At 44.8% G+C, this 13,116-nt stretch carries 16 protein-coding genes and 1 riboswitch; of the genes, 2 read left to right on the forward strand and 14 right to left on the reverse strand.

Translation table 11 applies throughout. The features are described from left to right. The first annotated feature begins 53 nt into the window (after window positions 1-53). Window positions 54-302, forward strand: coding sequence for a small, acid-soluble spore protein, alpha/beta type (locus JI667_RS09285; protein WP_206852372.1), 249 nt, complete (start codon window positions 54-56; stop codon window positions 300-302). Between the two features lie 65 nt (window positions 303-367). Here the strand turns inward: JI667_RS09285 and JI667_RS09290 are convergent, their stop codons facing one another. Both JI667_RS09290 and JI667_RS09295 read right to left on the reverse strand, forming a co-directional pair. After that, window positions 368-883: a DUF421 domain-containing protein gene (locus tag JI667_RS09290; RefSeq protein ID WP_206852373.1), complete on the reverse strand. Its 516-nt coding sequence runs from the start codon at window positions 881-883 to the stop codon at window positions 368-370. 74 nt (window positions 884-957) lie between these two features. Further along, on the reverse strand, window positions 958-1,596 hold the full coding sequence (locus tag JI667_RS09295) for a uracil-DNA glycosylase (protein WP_414635228.1): 639 nt from the start codon (window positions 1,594-1,596) through the stop codon (window positions 958-960). A 121-nt stretch (window positions 1,597-1,717) separates the two neighbouring features. Here JI667_RS09295 and JI667_RS09300 point away from each other — a divergent pair, with 121 nt between their 5' ends. Continuing rightward, entirely contained in the window at window positions 1,718-2,149 is a 432-nt protein-coding gene (locus tag JI667_RS09300) for a pyridoxamine 5'-phosphate oxidase family protein (RefSeq protein ID WP_211201254.1), read from the forward strand. A gap of 532 nt (window positions 2,150-2,681) precedes the next feature. Here JI667_RS09300 and JI667_RS09305 read toward each other — a convergent pair. The 12 genes from JI667_RS09305 to JI667_RS09360 form a co-directional block, all read right to left on the reverse strand. Further along, the gene (locus JI667_RS09305) at window positions 2,682-4,463 is read right to left on the reverse strand and encodes an ABC transporter ATP-binding protein (RefSeq protein ID WP_206852377.1); all 1,782 of its coding nucleotides are present in this window, start codon (window positions 4,461-4,463) and stop codon (window positions 2,682-2,684) included. After that, window positions 4,456-6,144, reverse strand: coding sequence for an ABC transporter ATP-binding protein (locus tag JI667_RS09310; RefSeq protein ID WP_244668279.1), 1,689 nt, complete (start codon window positions 6,142-6,144; stop codon window positions 4,456-4,458). The genes JI667_RS09305 and JI667_RS09310 overlap by 8 nt, the downstream gene beginning before the upstream one ends. A gap of 195 nt (window positions 6,145-6,339) precedes the next feature. After that, a complete protein-coding gene (locus JI667_RS09315; RefSeq protein ID WP_206852381.1) occupies window positions 6,340-6,603 on the reverse strand; it encodes a beta-propeller domain-containing protein in 264 nt (87 codons plus the stop codon). A gap of 34 nt (window positions 6,604-6,637) precedes the next feature. Beyond that, complete coding sequence (locus tag JI667_RS09320; protein ID WP_098351258.1) at window positions 6,638-7,093, reverse strand: threonine/serine exporter family protein; 456 nt, start codon at window positions 7,091-7,093, stop codon at window positions 6,638-6,640. A gap of 36 nt (window positions 7,094-7,129) precedes the next feature. Beyond that, window positions 7,130-7,891, reverse strand: a complete 762-nt coding sequence (locus JI667_RS09325) for a threonine/serine exporter family protein (RefSeq protein WP_206852384.1) — start codon at window positions 7,889-7,891, stop codon at window positions 7,130-7,132. 148 nt (window positions 7,892-8,039) lie between these two features. Beyond that, entirely contained in the window at window positions 8,040-8,636 is a 597-nt protein-coding gene (gene thiT / locus JI667_RS09330) for an energy-coupled thiamine transporter ThiT (RefSeq protein WP_206852392.1), read from the reverse strand. A 72-nt stretch (window positions 8,637-8,708) separates the two neighbouring features. Then, a riboswitch (TPP riboswitch) is annotated at window positions 8,709-8,807 on the reverse strand. Between the two features lie 68 nt (window positions 8,808-8,875). After that, window positions 8,876-9,175 carry a hypothetical protein gene (locus JI667_RS09335; RefSeq protein WP_206852394.1) on the reverse strand — a complete coding sequence of 100 codons (300 nt, stop codon included), beginning with the start codon at window positions 9,173-9,175 and terminating at the stop codon, window positions 8,876-8,878. 187 nt (window positions 9,176-9,362) lie between these two features. Then, on the reverse strand, window positions 9,363-10,523 hold the full coding sequence (locus JI667_RS09340; protein ID WP_206852396.1) for a DL-endopeptidase inhibitor IseA family protein: 1,161 nt from the start codon (window positions 10,521-10,523) through the stop codon (window positions 9,363-9,365). Further along, complete coding sequence (locus JI667_RS09345; RefSeq protein WP_211201255.1) at window positions 10,504-11,046, reverse strand: RNA polymerase sigma factor; 543 nt, start codon at window positions 11,044-11,046, stop codon at window positions 10,504-10,506. The genes JI667_RS09340 and JI667_RS09345 overlap by 20 nt, the downstream gene beginning before the upstream one ends. A 213-nt stretch (window positions 11,047-11,259) precedes the next feature. Further along, entirely contained in the window at window positions 11,260-11,586 is a 327-nt protein-coding gene (locus JI667_RS09350; protein ID WP_206852398.1) for a thioredoxin family protein, read from the reverse strand. Window positions 11,587-11,618: 32 nt separating this feature from the next. Next, window positions 11,619-12,161 carry a histidine phosphatase family protein gene (locus JI667_RS09355; RefSeq protein WP_206852400.1) on the reverse strand — a complete coding sequence of 181 codons (543 nt, stop codon included), beginning with the start codon at window positions 12,159-12,161 and terminating at the stop codon, window positions 11,619-11,621. A 79-nt stretch (window positions 12,162-12,240) separates the two neighbouring features. Beyond that, entirely contained in the window at window positions 12,241-13,056 is an 816-nt protein-coding gene (locus JI667_RS09360; RefSeq protein WP_206852401.1) for a ZIP family metal transporter, read from the reverse strand. Between the last annotated feature and the right edge of the window lie 60 nt (window positions 13,057-13,116).

The raw sequence follows: 13,116 nt of genomic DNA on the forward strand, positions 1-13,116 counted from the left end.
TCTTCATCGTGACAAAAAAATTTTGGGGTATCCTAGTGAAAGGGGTGAAAAATATGTCGAAAAGGAAACTACTTGTACCTGAATCACGAAGAGCTCTGGATCAATTGAAGGCGAGCGTGTCCGGTACTCATGATCCAAAGGAAGCAAAATATGAAGTGGCAAGGGAACAAGGTATCCCTCTGCAGCGTGGATATAATGGAAAATTAACATCTGAACAAGCAGGAAAAGTCGGCGGTGCGATCGGCGGGAATATGGTGAAGGAGCTTGTAAGGATGGCTCAGGAGAATTTAACAAAACAATAGGTTCCACTCATCAATAGGAGTGAACTCAAAAAAAAGATGGCATTCCTCCAGAATGCCATCCCTTTTCATTCAACATAACCTCTGACATGCTTCATGACCTCCTCATCTGCCTCTTTCGACTTCCCTATGACCGAAAAACCTCCATCCGCTTCAAGAATGACCATATTCACGTCTTTCAATGACCCAAATCCTTTATCCCTGACAGCTTGAAACACATCCATCTCAGCGATTCGTTCCTTCTTCATTCTTTCCTCTACAAATTGATTTCGATAATACAAAAGGGTCGGTGAGGATTTCACCAACTGATCGATCGTATGCGATCGAACCGAGAGCCAGGCAACCACATATTGCATTCCGACCAGGACCAGATAGGCAGTAATCCCTTCCATGAGTGGCACCTTCTTATTCAGCAGAATGATACCAAGTACCGAACCGATCCCAACAGTCACAATCAAGTCAAAGGCGTTCATCTTGGATAGAGTCCTTTTCCCAGATACCCTCAATAGGATGATGAGGGATAAATAGGCAAGGATCCCTACTATTATTATTCGGTAGATTCCATACCACGTTCCAAAAAACATCTGTTTCACACCTTTGTTTACGCTTTTTTCTTACGTTTCCCATTCAAATAGCAACTAAAACATGCCACGGCCCCTTATTTTTTTCCAAGAAGTTCTTTCAGCTTATCAAGGTCTTTGTAAATCTCTTTTTCCAGTGAACGGTTGTAGAAGATGGAGGCAGGGTGAAAGGTTGGAAAGATACGATATGGCTCCTTACTCCAGATCCATTCATTTGTCTCTTGGTTCCTTAGTTGCCTGACCCGAGAGTGGATCAATTCCCCATGCACTTCTGAGATTTTGTAGTCCTTCCCCACCAGTCGCTGCAACCCTATATTCCCTAGGGTTACAAGTTGTTTCGGTTTTACATGCTTCAATTCATAATCAAGGATGGGTGCATGAGCCAGCTGTTCTTTCATTGTCGGCGCTCTGTTGTATTTCTTTACAATCATTTCATCCCCCATGGATTTCTTATGCACGATTTTGAAAGGTCTGCTTCTGACTGCAGAGGTGAAGTAAATATCTTCCCTTGGTACGCCTATATAATTGAAGAACTCATCCAACACCTTTCCCGCTCTTCCGCTAAAAGGCATGCCATTATGAATCTCCGTCTCCCCGGGGGCCTCTCCCACAATCATGATTTCAGGGGTCATCGGTCCCCTTCCATAAACAAATCCCTCACAGTTATAGGGTTCCATCCTCTTCTTGCAAAGATCAACCAGTGTTTCCGGTATCATACTCATCATCCTTCGTTCATTCTTAATGTCGTTATTCCCGATGAACCCATGAATTACACATCCCCATGTTTATTTCGTCCTTAGAAAAGGAATAGTATGGATAAAAGAATCAACAAAGGAGATGGATTGTGTGTCACAAGCTGAATTGAAGAAACAAATACAAAAGGTTCTTGATGAAAGTAAGGTGGGTACATTGGCCACCGTGAAAAGGAACAAGCCCCATTCCCGTTATATGACGTACTTCCACGACGACTTGACGCTATACACACCGACGAGCAGTGAGACGCATAAAACGGATGAAATAGAGGATAACCCCAATGTTCATATCCTTCTTGGCTATGAAGGGGAAGGCTACGGGGATACTTTCGTCGAAGTGGAAGGACGCGCTTCCATTGAAGACTCCGCCCACTATAAAGAAAAATTATGGAATGACCATATGAAGAGATGGTTTGAAGGCCCTGACGATCCAAATTATATCGTCTTGAAAATCCAGCCTACAGCCATTCGTCTGATGAACGATGAAGAAGATTCGCCACAGTCGCTTGAATTATAATTGAGACGTTTCCTTGACAAGTTATAAGATAAGTGGTATATTTAGTTATTGTAATCTTGTAACATACATTGAAACGATAGAAAAGATAATTCGTAATTCTATTCTGTTTTGATTTAACAACTTATTCACACTGGATCGGCTTCGGAGCCGTTAGGATGTAAGAGAGGTAGGGCTTACGTCGTTTAGGTATATCAAACGACACAAAGGAATTGCCCGCGGCTGTTTATTATCTGCAAACAACGTTCAAGATATAAATATATTACTTGTGATGTTGCAAGTTACAGAGTTGCCTTTATCCGATTAGGGCAACACCAAAGGGATTGCTAACGGGATGATTAGCCCCTTTAAATAGGAAAACACCTCAAAAGGAATGACTGTTGAGGTGTTTTTTTATGTCCTGGATGGATTAGCTCCTATTCAGCTGCCGTTTACACGGTCATTGTCCATTTTATTTTCAAAATCGCGGACTTTTATTTTCAAAATCTTTATTTCCCCGCATTTACATTCACATCACCAATCTCCCCAATCCACTTCAAATACTTTCCCTCAACTGACTGTGATACAATCCATGATAAAACCCTTTCTGCTTAAGAAGTTCATCGTGAGATCCCCGTTCAATGATCCTGCCCTGATCCAGGACCAGGATCTGATCCGCCTGGCGGATGGTGTTAAGACGGTGAGCCACCACTACGCTCGTCCGTCCCTCCATCAACCGCTTGAGGGCTTCTTGAATCCTTAGTTCCGTAATCGTATCGATGCTGCTCGTCGCTTCATCAAGTATCAGGATGGAAGGATCGGAAAGGATTGCCCTGGCAATGGACAATAACTGCTTTTGCCCCTGGCTGATCCCGTTTCCATCAGCCCTCAGCATAGTATCATAGCCCTCGGGCATCTTTTCGATGAAGGAATGGGCATTGGCGAGTTTCGCCGCATTCTTTACCTCTTCATTTCCGGCATCAAGCCTTCCGTAGCGGATGTTGTCTGCAATCGTCCCCTGGAACAGGAAGCTATCCTGCAGAACAAAGCCCATTTGTTGCCGTAAACTTTGCCGCTTAATGGTGCGGATATCACGGCCGTCGATCTCAATACTGCCTTCGTTCAGCTCATAAAAACGGGAGAGGAGATTGGTGATCGTCGTTTTCCCCGCTCCTGTCGGTCCAACCAGAGCAACCGTCTCACCCGGCTGGATGGAAAAGGATACATCCTCAAGCGTTCGCTCTCCTTTTCCATATGAAAACGAAACATGTTGAAACTCGACCTTCCCCTTTACCGAAGCGATTTCCACAGCACCTCCTTCATCCTTCGCTTCCTCCTCTTCATCCAGGATTTGAAACACACGCTCAGCACCCGCAATCGCTGACAGAAGCGTATTATATTGATTGGCAAGTTCATTCAACGGACGTGTAAACTGCCTTGCATACTCAGCGAAAATGACGATGACACCGATCGTAATCATTCCATTAAGGGCAAAAATCCCTCCGACCCCGGCAATGACGGCAAAGCTGAGATTATTCAATACATTCATAAGCTTCGGAATGAATCCCGAGTAGGTATCCGCCCAATACGCAGCCGTTCTCAGCCTCTGATTTTTTTCACCAAAATCCTTGATCGCCGTTTCTTCACGTGAAAAGGTCTTAATGATACTGTGGCCAGAGATCGTCTCCTCTATATAGCCGTTTAATTCACCGATATTCTGCTGATACTCTTTAAACAATCGACCTGTCCGTTTGGTGATCCACTTCATGCCGAAGACCATGAGGGGAACAATGATCAGGGTGATGAGAGTAAGGAGTGGGCTCAGCCAAAGCATGATCGAGACCGTCCCCACCAAGGTAAGGACACTTGAGATGATTTGAATGAATGAACTATTCAACGTCGCACTCACGTTATCAATATCATTGGTCACCCTGCTCATCAGCTCCCCGTGCTTCCGCTTGTCGAAGAAAGGGATGGAGAGCTGGTGCAATTGATGGAAGAGGTCTTTCCGCAGACGATAGACCGTATCCTGGGCTACACCGATCATCCAATAATTCTGAAACCATATGGACAGGGAATGGAGGATATAGATGGCTATCAGGCCCATGACCAAGCCACCCAATCCTGACGCTTCCTTTGTTACGATATACTCATCGATTGCCTTTCCGACAAGGAACGGCCCAAGAAGGGCTGCGGCGGAACTGATGAATACCATTAAAATAACGAGATACAATATCATCTTTATTTCAGAAAGATAGCTCCAGAGGCGGCTCAACGTTCCTTTTGCATCTTTCGCCTTGTCGCTTTTCCCCAACTTCTTTCGTACATGCCTAGACATGGTGGATTTCCCCCTCTCCGAATTGGGATTGGTAGATGTGTTGATAAAGGCTGGAATCTTCCAATAAGGACTGATGGGTGCCCTGGCCGATCAATACCCCATCTTCTAATAGCAAGATACGATGGGATTCCATCGCCGTACTGACTTTTTGAGTGATGATCATGGTTGTGCACTCATATCGCTTCAAGGCTTGAAGGAGTTTTGATTCTGTTTTCAAATCCAGGGCACTTGTACTGTCATCCAAAAGCAGGATCTTCGGTCTCCGAATAAGAGCCCTGGCAATGGAAAGCCGTTGCTTCTGACCTCCTGAAAGGTTGACCCCCTTTTGACCGAGGACCGTGTCATATCCATCTGAAAGCTTCAGGATCGATTCATGGATTTGGGCATCTTTGGCCGCCTGGATCATTTCTTCCCTCGTGGCATCTTCCTTCCCCCAGAGGAGATTTTCAGCAACCGACCCGGAAAACAGAATGACCTCCTGAGGCACGTATCCGATATTTTGTCTGATTTCATCGAGAGGAATCAACCTGATGGGGTGTCCGTCCAGTTCCACTGTCCCTTCCGTTGCATCGTAAAGACGGGGAATGAGCTGAAACAGAGAGGTTTTACCCGATCCCGTAGCTCCCAGCAAGGAAACGGTTTGGCCCGCCACCACATGAAAGGATAGATGTTGGAGCACCTTTTCACTTGTGGATGGATAGTGGAACGAGACATCTTGAAACATGATCTCCCCACCGGTCACTTTGTTGTTGTGATTTACTTCCTCTCCATCCTTCAAATCGACTTCCGTTGCAAGCACTTCCTCTACCCGCTCAGCAGAAGCCCTCGCTCTTGAGAAACTGGTGATGATAAAGGAGAAAATGGAGAAAACAGAAGAGATTCTTGTTACATACGTGACGATGGCCACGACTTCCCCGACCTTCGCCCCGCCCGAGGCAACATCAATGCTTCCAAACCATAAAACAGAGAGAAGGGCAAGGTTCATCACAAGCATCAACAGAGGCATGATGATTTCCATGACCCGAAGGGCAGCGGCCGTTCGATCCTTCAAATCCTCATTCGCACCATGAAAACGACTTTCTTCATATTTGCTTCTCGTATACGCTTTAATCAATCTCATTCCCGAAAGGTTTTCCTTCATGACCTCATTCACCTTATCGAGCCTTGACTGGACTCGTTCAAACAGGTTCCATCCCCGTTTCAGAACCCATATCAGGAATAGCCACAACACGGGAATGACGAAGACTAAAACAAGAGCAAGCCGGACATCGACAATCAGTGCCATAATGGTTGATCCCACGACAAGCAGTGGAGCCCTGAGCATGATCCGGAGACTCATGAAGATGGTGTTTTGCAGCTGCCTTACATCATTCGTCATCCTCGTGATGAGAGAAGATGCGGGAAGCTCACTGAAACTTGCAAATGAAAACGACTGGACCTTTTTATACAAGCTTTCCCGCACGTCATAACCGAATCCCTGACTCGTATGTGCGGCAAAAAAGGAATTCGTCACACCTGCAACAAAGGCCAAGAGGGACATCCCTACCATAATGAAGCCCCACTTCAACACGACGTCCAAATCTTTATTCAGGATCCCTTCATCAATGATCCGTGCCATAAACAACGGATTCAATAACTCTACGGCAAGCTCTACCAGCATTAAACTCCATGCCAGGGCCATGGCAGCCCGGTAAGGCTTTAAGAAACGTATGACCTTCAAACGAACACCCCTCTTAACTTTATCTGCCATTATTTATATGTATCATCATATCGCTTTTTTATTCTGGGTGGTAGTTGGAAGTGCCCTCCGTCCCACTCTGAAACCATGTATCCAAAGAGGAGACCACGAAATTTCGAGGTCTCCTCTAACAATGCTTTAGTTGAGATCTACGGAGTCGGTCTTTTTAAAATCTTCCAAAGAGTAAGAAGTAATAGAGAGATTCGAAACGGCATAGACCAGATCATCAATATAGATCAGTCTTTGAATCTGATCTTCCCCCTGTTCATAGTATTCTTTGTCTTTGCTTGCTTCATCCGGGAGTTTCGATTTCAACACGATCCCTTTTTCAGGGGTCATTTCATAAAGAAGGGCACCTTGATAGTCGAAGTCCAGTTCATGGTTCTGAATGGTTACAGGCATAAAAAAAGACCTTACAAAAGCAAGGTCCGTCCCTCTATCTCATCCGTCTCGCACTGGCGTTCAGGCGTGCGTTCCGGATGACCTGGTTGATGACTTCGGAGAAGATGAGTCCAATGGCGATGGAGCCTGAGATCATGAAGGCTTTGGCGGCCAGATTGATAGCGGCATTGTAATCGTTTTGCACGAAGTTTCTCATGGCATCGTATGCGAGTCCCCCTGGTACGAGCGGGATGATCCCGGCAACAGAGAAGATGATGACCGGGGTTTTGTACATTTTGGCAAACACCTGACTGACCACCGCCACGACAAAGGAGGCAAGTAACGTGGCAAGTACGGTGTCTGCTTCATTTAAACTCATAAGTATATAAATGATCCAGCCCAGCATTCCGACTATTCCGCATTTGAAAAGGGACTGCTTCGGAGCATTGAAGATGATCCCGAATGCAGCGGCTGAAATGAAGCTGGTCACTAATTGTTCGATGATGAGCATCCCTTTCCCCCCTATCGATTTTATAAGCCAGTCACGTTACGTTAAAGTAAACACAACGGCAATGCCCGTCCCGATGGCAAACGCCGTTAAAAAGGCTTCCGCTCCCTTTGACAACCCCGACACCAAATGACCTGCCATTAGATCCCTGACGGCGTTGGTGATCAGGAGGCCGGGAACAAGGGGCATGACGGATCCAATGATGATTTTGTCCAACTCCTGTCCCACACCGAGATGGACAAACCCGAAGGACACCATACCAATGATGAAGGAGGCAAGAAACTCGGCGAAGAACTTGATCGGTACGAGGCGATGTAAATAGATCACACTCGAAAAGCCGACACCGCCAGTGATCAAAGCAGGAATGAAATCCTCCCACATCCCCTGGAACATGATGAGAAAGCATCCACTGGCGATTGAGGCTGCCAACACTTGAATCAGGAAAGAATAAGATAGATCGGACTGATCCAACTTCTCAAGGGCATTGTAGGCTTCTTCAAGGGTCAGATGACCTTGACTGATCTGCCTCGAGATGCTGTTGACGAGAGTCACTTTCTCAAGATCCGTTGACCTCTCATTAATCCGGATCAGCTTTGTTTTCGTCGGTTCTGAGGTTTCAATCGAGAAGATGATCCCCGTAGGCGTCACGTAGCTGTGGGACTCTGATATCCCATACGAAGCAGCGATCCGCATCATCGTATCTTCCACCCGGTACGTCTCCGCCCCGCTTTGCAACATGATCTTACCCGCCAGCAGGCTGACCTCCATAATGTCATATCTTCTTATCATTTTTGCTTCCATACGATCTCTCCACACGTGCTTTTTTGAATAGGTCTAGTGTATAGGAAAGCAGTTGGGTAAGCAATGCGTAAGAGGAGGATTTTACGTAGATTTAATCTGAAGGGCAGAAAGAAGACCGGCCATGTATAGGACCGGTCCTAGTAAAATGTTATGATGCCTTTCGGCTGATTGCCTGCTGGGGCGTCCGTACTTTGATCAGTCTTGGCGCCATGTTGGCCATGATCACCAATACAATGGAACACAATACAGCCGATCCCAGCATCGTGATGCCGTTCGCTATGAAAGAGAAAAGCAGCGGCGACATATCATCAGGGGCATATTCGGCAAAGAACACAAACCCTGCGATGAAATGCCAGATATAGCGGGCGAGGCTTCCCATAAATGTCGCAATCACTACCCAAACAATTGCTTTGGATCGTTTGCTGTTTCCTAATGCTTCCTGTATCTTCCCTGCAAAAACACCGGCAAAACCAATGAAGGCAAAGGCGATGAAGTACTCAATCACCATTTGAACCGGTGTCGCAATCCAGGCATCTCCAAGGGCAATCTGCAATATTCCCCATAGAAACCCCCCCATCAGTCCTGCTCTCCATCCACGTCGGTAGGATAAGAGAAAGATTGGAACCATGGCAATTGAAATAGAGATACTCGGTGACAGCTTAATAGAAGGCAGCATATCAAGAATGACGGCGAAAGCCGCCATCAATGACGCTTCGAGCAATACAATAAGTCGAGTGTGTTTCATAAAAAAAATCCCCCTCAGGTAATGAAACGAAACCATAAGGAGGGTGAATACATGAATTGAAATAAGCATATCCAGGCTTATTATCCACATCCCTACGCTAGTCCTAACTAACAGGTTCAGAGGGTCAGAACAGATTGTTCACTCTCAGCTTTCGCTCCCCTTGTGGTAACGTTTATAAAGTTGTTACGATTCATTATACATGAAGATTGATAGAAAGAAAGTATGAAAGATTCTTTTCTTTAAGGTGTCTCTCTGAGAGGATCATGAAGGATAATGACAGGCATTGACTTAGGGGTGACCATGAATCCGTAAATTTTTCCATCCTTGTCCTTATACGCTACAGAATAATCTCCAAATTGGGGTGAGAATTCGACGTCTTGGTATTCAAGATCAAGATCCTGATATTTAAGGCTCACATATAATTTGGTGGCGATTCTTGCGGTCAAGTGCTGTACAGTGGATATCCGGTTGGCTACTATTATGAGGATGATTGCGATACCGAGTAACATGACTTTCTTTGTACTGGACAATCTGATCATTCATTCTAGCCCCCTTTTATTTCTTCTTAACTACTATACTCGCATACTCTCTATTATATACCTATTCACTGAACCATGACAAAAGAGCTACTCTAATAGGCATGTGTCAAAATACCCATTTTCAGTAGCTCTATTTTTATTATTTCCTTTTTTCTTTTTCTTTCAAGAAGGAGTCCTCTTGAAATATCTACTGAGTTGGCATGAATGCTACACTCCAATATCCATCTTCATCCTTCACCATCTGAAAGCCCATACCTCCCTCACCACCATTATCATACTTAATATATCCATCCATATCGCTTGTTTGAATAAATTTACCGTTATCGATTCCTTTAAAGACACGTAATATACTTTCCTTCGTCACCCTGTCCGCTCGGGAAAACTTCTCGTCCTCTTCCTTTGTCCACCGAATATAATCCGGTCTGTCTGTGTACATTTCATAGACAAGGTCGTGTCGTTCGTCCAGTGATGCCTGGACATACAACTTTGCTATGCTGATGGGGGATAACCCGTGAAGATGTTCTTCCGTCGGGTCTTTGGAAAATTCACGGTAGACAATCTCTTCTTCTGGTGTCAAAGAGAAATTCCACTCTTTGCGCTCTTCCTCTACTTTACTGAATGAGAATGGCATGACCACACTGAACTTCCATCCATCCTCGTAAACCAGCCTGAAACTTAGAATATTTGCCCTACGTGAACCTACTGAAACCGGTATTTCATATGTTACATCACTCATCATCTCTGAAGTCCTCACTTTAATAACCGTAGTGTCGGTCCATAGATAATCAGCTTCATACGATACATCCGGTTGCGCCAATTTCCCTTTGAAAACAATGAAGGGATGGTTCCCGATCATCTTCTCAGCTCCATCTCGCGTAAAGCTTTGTGATAAGTAGCGGATCACTTTTTCTTTTGAATCCAATCCTTCACTCATATATCGGTAGGATTCCCCTTCATATATAAAGGGTTCGCCCGTCCCTTCATCATTAATGATGTGATCATATCGAGTGAACGCTTTTCCAATCAATTTTTCGGGTGCATCCAGCTCAGTCTGTTCCTGATCCTGTGAAATTGGATCTACCTGTCTAATGCTTTCTTGCTCCAGTGAAGCGTTTTGATCATCCCCTCCGACCCCAATCAGTTCAAAGGTCAGAAATACCCCTGCCAAAATAAAAATGGCCGCCAATACATTGGGAACCAGCCTCCCCATCTTCCTTCTACTCTTTTTTTGACTGTTTGTTTCCTCGAATAATTTCGTTTTCAATTCTCTCTTAAACTCTTCCCGCGGCGAAAGACCTGGTCGGTTTTTCAAAGAATGTAATAAATCATCATTGAATTTTTCGTTCATTTACCAGCACCGCCTTTTCATTGGAATTTCCCACTAATTTTTTCAACAGATTCATACCCCTGTGATAATCTACTTTTACTTTAGAAGGCTTGCAATCGAGGATTTTAGCTGTTTCTTTGACGGGGTATTCTCTTAACCCCCTTAAAATGACCACATTTCGATAATCAGGCTTCAGCTTTGAAAGGGCAGCCTGAACCATTTCCCACTCTTCATTCTTCTCCATCTCTTCTTCCGGCAGGCCCTCCTCACTTTTCCGTAAATTCAAAAGGACGTCGGGAAGAAGGGAGATAAGCTTCCTCTTTCGGTAATGATCAATGGCTGTTCTTCGTGCAATGGAGATGATCCAAGTTTTCTTTGAAGATTGATGCTTGAAGCTGTGATAACTTTTGAAGACTCTCATAAATGTATCCTGGGTTAAATCCTCTGCTTCGGATGAATTGTTCGTGAAATAAAATAAGTACTGGTATACATCATGGAAATATGTTTCATATAACTCTTCCAGTTGATCGTGATCTTCTTTCAATGGGCGTCCCCCCTTTACTGTATCTATTAGTCGTTACTGGTGCTTAAATGGTTTCAATAACTTCTAAAAATCTGTACTCAAAAAGAAAAAGAGCCCTCATGATTACTTCGGCTCTTACTTTAAATAATGTATTATTTTTTTGATTATTAAACGACCGTTTAGCCCTTTTACGCCTGTCAATTCAATCCTTTCCTCTCTTAATCAAACGTTTGTTTAGTTGTCTAACATCTTCGTGAGACGGGACATTTGGCTTTGGAGTTCGTCGATTGGCACGAAGCGTGCTTTTCTGAACATTTCTTTCCCCTCTACAAACATAATCAGGACGGGTACGGTGAAGATGGAGAATTCTCCTGCGATTTCCGGGATTTCTTCTGCATCGGCATGAATGGATACCACCGATTTAAAATCCTCCAACACCCTTTCAACCTGCGGGAGGAGTGCATGACAGACCGAGCAATTCGGTCTTGATATGTATAGCAATACAAGCTTTTCAGATTCCAGCACTCTCTTGATGGCTTCTAAAGAATGGATATCTTCCACTTTCCTCTCTCCTTTCTTTGTGTATAAATGGATCATCCTGTCCTGTCTTGGTACACATACAACGTTCCGTTAGAAGGTTTTCTGAAGGACGGTCCGGTAAATCCACGTTTACGCAATTCTTTTCTCATATACATCATGATTCCCCCATGACCCACAATGAGTACATCTTCTCCTTCACGAATGATCCGATCGACCACGCCACTGATTCTCTCCTTGACTTCCCTTTTACTTTCCGGCTGGGAACGATGATTGAACCACCAGGCTAACCGGATGAATGTCAAATGTAGAAAAAGTGGAAGCCTCCTCTTAGACTTGAAGAGCGGAGATAACCTGATTTCCCTCAGCTCCTCAAGATAGGAGATATCTTCACCATATACTGCTTCAGCTGTAACCCGCGCTCTTGATAAATCGCTGGAATAACAGCCCTTCCAAACAATGTCATGAAGATCAATAAGGTTCTCTTCCACATCTGACGCATCATATTCCTCCACCCACTTCATCAGCTCTTCACTTGTGACAAACGAAGCCGGATATCCCCTCGTTACTTTAAAATGCCTTATGAGACCAACCTTCATACACATCCCCCACATTCATTATACAAGTTTTAGGAAAAGAATAAGCATGCGTTTAGTGCGCATGCTTACAGCTATCATATTAACCTAAAGAAACATCCAGAATCATCATCACGACGAAACCAAGCATTAATCCTAGCGTAGCCAGGTCCGTACTTCCTGAAGATTGGGACTCCGGGATCAACTCTTCCACGACCACAAATATCATGGCACCGGCTGCGAATGCAAGTGCATAAGGCAGTAGCGGCTGCACCATCAAGACGGCTGCAGCTCCAATGACGGCTGCTATCGGTTCGACAATGGCTGAAAGCTGGCCATAATGGAATGATTTCAGACGGGACATCCCTTCTCCCCTGAGCGGTATTGAAAGAGCGGCACCTTCAGGCATGTTCTGAATGCCGATACCGATCGCAAGCCCGATGGCTCCCACTAACGTCGCATCTCCAAGGCCAAGGGATGCGGCCCCAAAAGCAACTCCGATGGCAAGACCCTCGGGAATGTTATGAAGCGTGATCGCAAGGAATAACAAAGTCGACTTCTTAAATTTGGTTGGAGGTCCTTCGGCATTTTCCGATTCATTCCCCAAATGCAAATGCGGTACTACAAAGTCTAAAAGTCTAATAAAAAAGCCGCCTAGTAAAAATCCAATGGCAGGTGCCAGCCATGGAATCTGACCGTTCTGTTCACTGAACTCTATCGAAGGGGCCAACAGGGACCAAAATGACGCAGCAATCATGACACCTGCAGCAAACCCGAGCATCATATTCAACGTATGCTTCTCAATTTTAGTGAAGAAAAAAACCGTGGCAGCTCCAAGTGCAGTCAATCCCCATGTGACAAGACCCCCGAATAGCGCCTGTACAGTGGGATTAAATCCACTTAACCAATCTATGAACATATGAACCACTCTCCTCCGATTAAACAGGTTGAATACTATTCATCTTGCATCAAGGAAACT

The sequence above is a fragment of the Bacillus sp. NTK074B genome (assembly GCF_017303375.1).
Taxonomy (GTDB): Bacteria; Bacillota; Bacilli; order Bacillales; family Bacillaceae_B; genus Rossellomorea.

What these genes read in the sequence shown, in the direction of transcription:
- JI667_RS09285 (WP_206852372.1), top strand. Translation starts at nt 54, where the DNA reads ATGTCGAAAAGGAAACTACTTGTACCTGAATCACGAAGAGCTCTGGAT.
- JI667_RS09290 (WP_206852373.1), bottom strand. Translation starts at nt 883, where the DNA reads ATGTTTTTTGGAACGTGGTATGGAATCTACCGAATAATAATAGTAGGG.
- JI667_RS09295 (WP_414635228.1), bottom strand. Translation starts at nt 1,596, where the DNA reads ATGATACCGGAAACACTGGTTGATCTTTGCAAGAAGAGGATGGAACCC.
- JI667_RS09300 (WP_211201254.1), top strand. Translation starts at nt 1,718, where the DNA reads ATGGATTGTGTGTCACAAGCTGAATTGAAGAAACAAATACAAAAGGTT.
- JI667_RS09305 (WP_206852377.1), bottom strand. Translation starts at nt 4,463, where the DNA reads ATGTCTAGGCATGTACGAAAGAAGTTGGGGAAAAGCGACAAGGCGAAA.
- JI667_RS09310 (WP_244668279.1), bottom strand. Translation starts at nt 6,144, where the DNA reads ATGGCCCTGGCATGGAGTTTAATGCTGGTAGAGCTTGCCGTAGAGTTA.
- JI667_RS09315 (WP_206852381.1), bottom strand. Translation starts at nt 6,603, where the DNA reads ATGCCTGTAACCATTCAGAACCATGAACTGGACTTCGACTATCAAGGT.
- JI667_RS09320 (WP_098351258.1), bottom strand. Translation starts at nt 7,093, where the DNA reads ATGCTCATCATCGAACAATTAGTGACCAGCTTCATTTCAGCCGCTGCA.
- JI667_RS09325 (WP_206852384.1), bottom strand. Translation starts at nt 7,891, where the DNA reads ATGGAAGCAAAAATGATAAGAAGATATGACATTATGGAGGTCAGCCTG.
- thiT (WP_206852392.1), bottom strand. Translation starts at nt 8,636, where the DNA reads ATGAAACACACTCGACTTATTGTATTGCTCGAAGCGTCATTGATGGCG.
- JI667_RS09335 (WP_206852394.1), bottom strand. Translation starts at nt 9,175, where the DNA reads ATGATCAGATTGTCCAGTACAAAGAAAGTCATGTTACTCGGTATCGCA.
- JI667_RS09340 (WP_206852396.1), bottom strand. Translation starts at nt 10,523, where the DNA reads ATGAACGAAAAATTCAATGATGATTTATTACATTCTTTGAAAAACCGA.
- JI667_RS09355 (WP_206852400.1), bottom strand. Translation starts at nt 12,161, where the DNA reads ATGAAGGTTGGTCTCATAAGGCATTTTAAAGTAACGAGGGGATATCCG.
- JI667_RS09360 (WP_206852401.1), bottom strand. Translation starts at nt 13,056, where the DNA reads ATGTTCATAGATTGGTTAAGTGGATTTAATCCCACTGTACAGGCGCTA.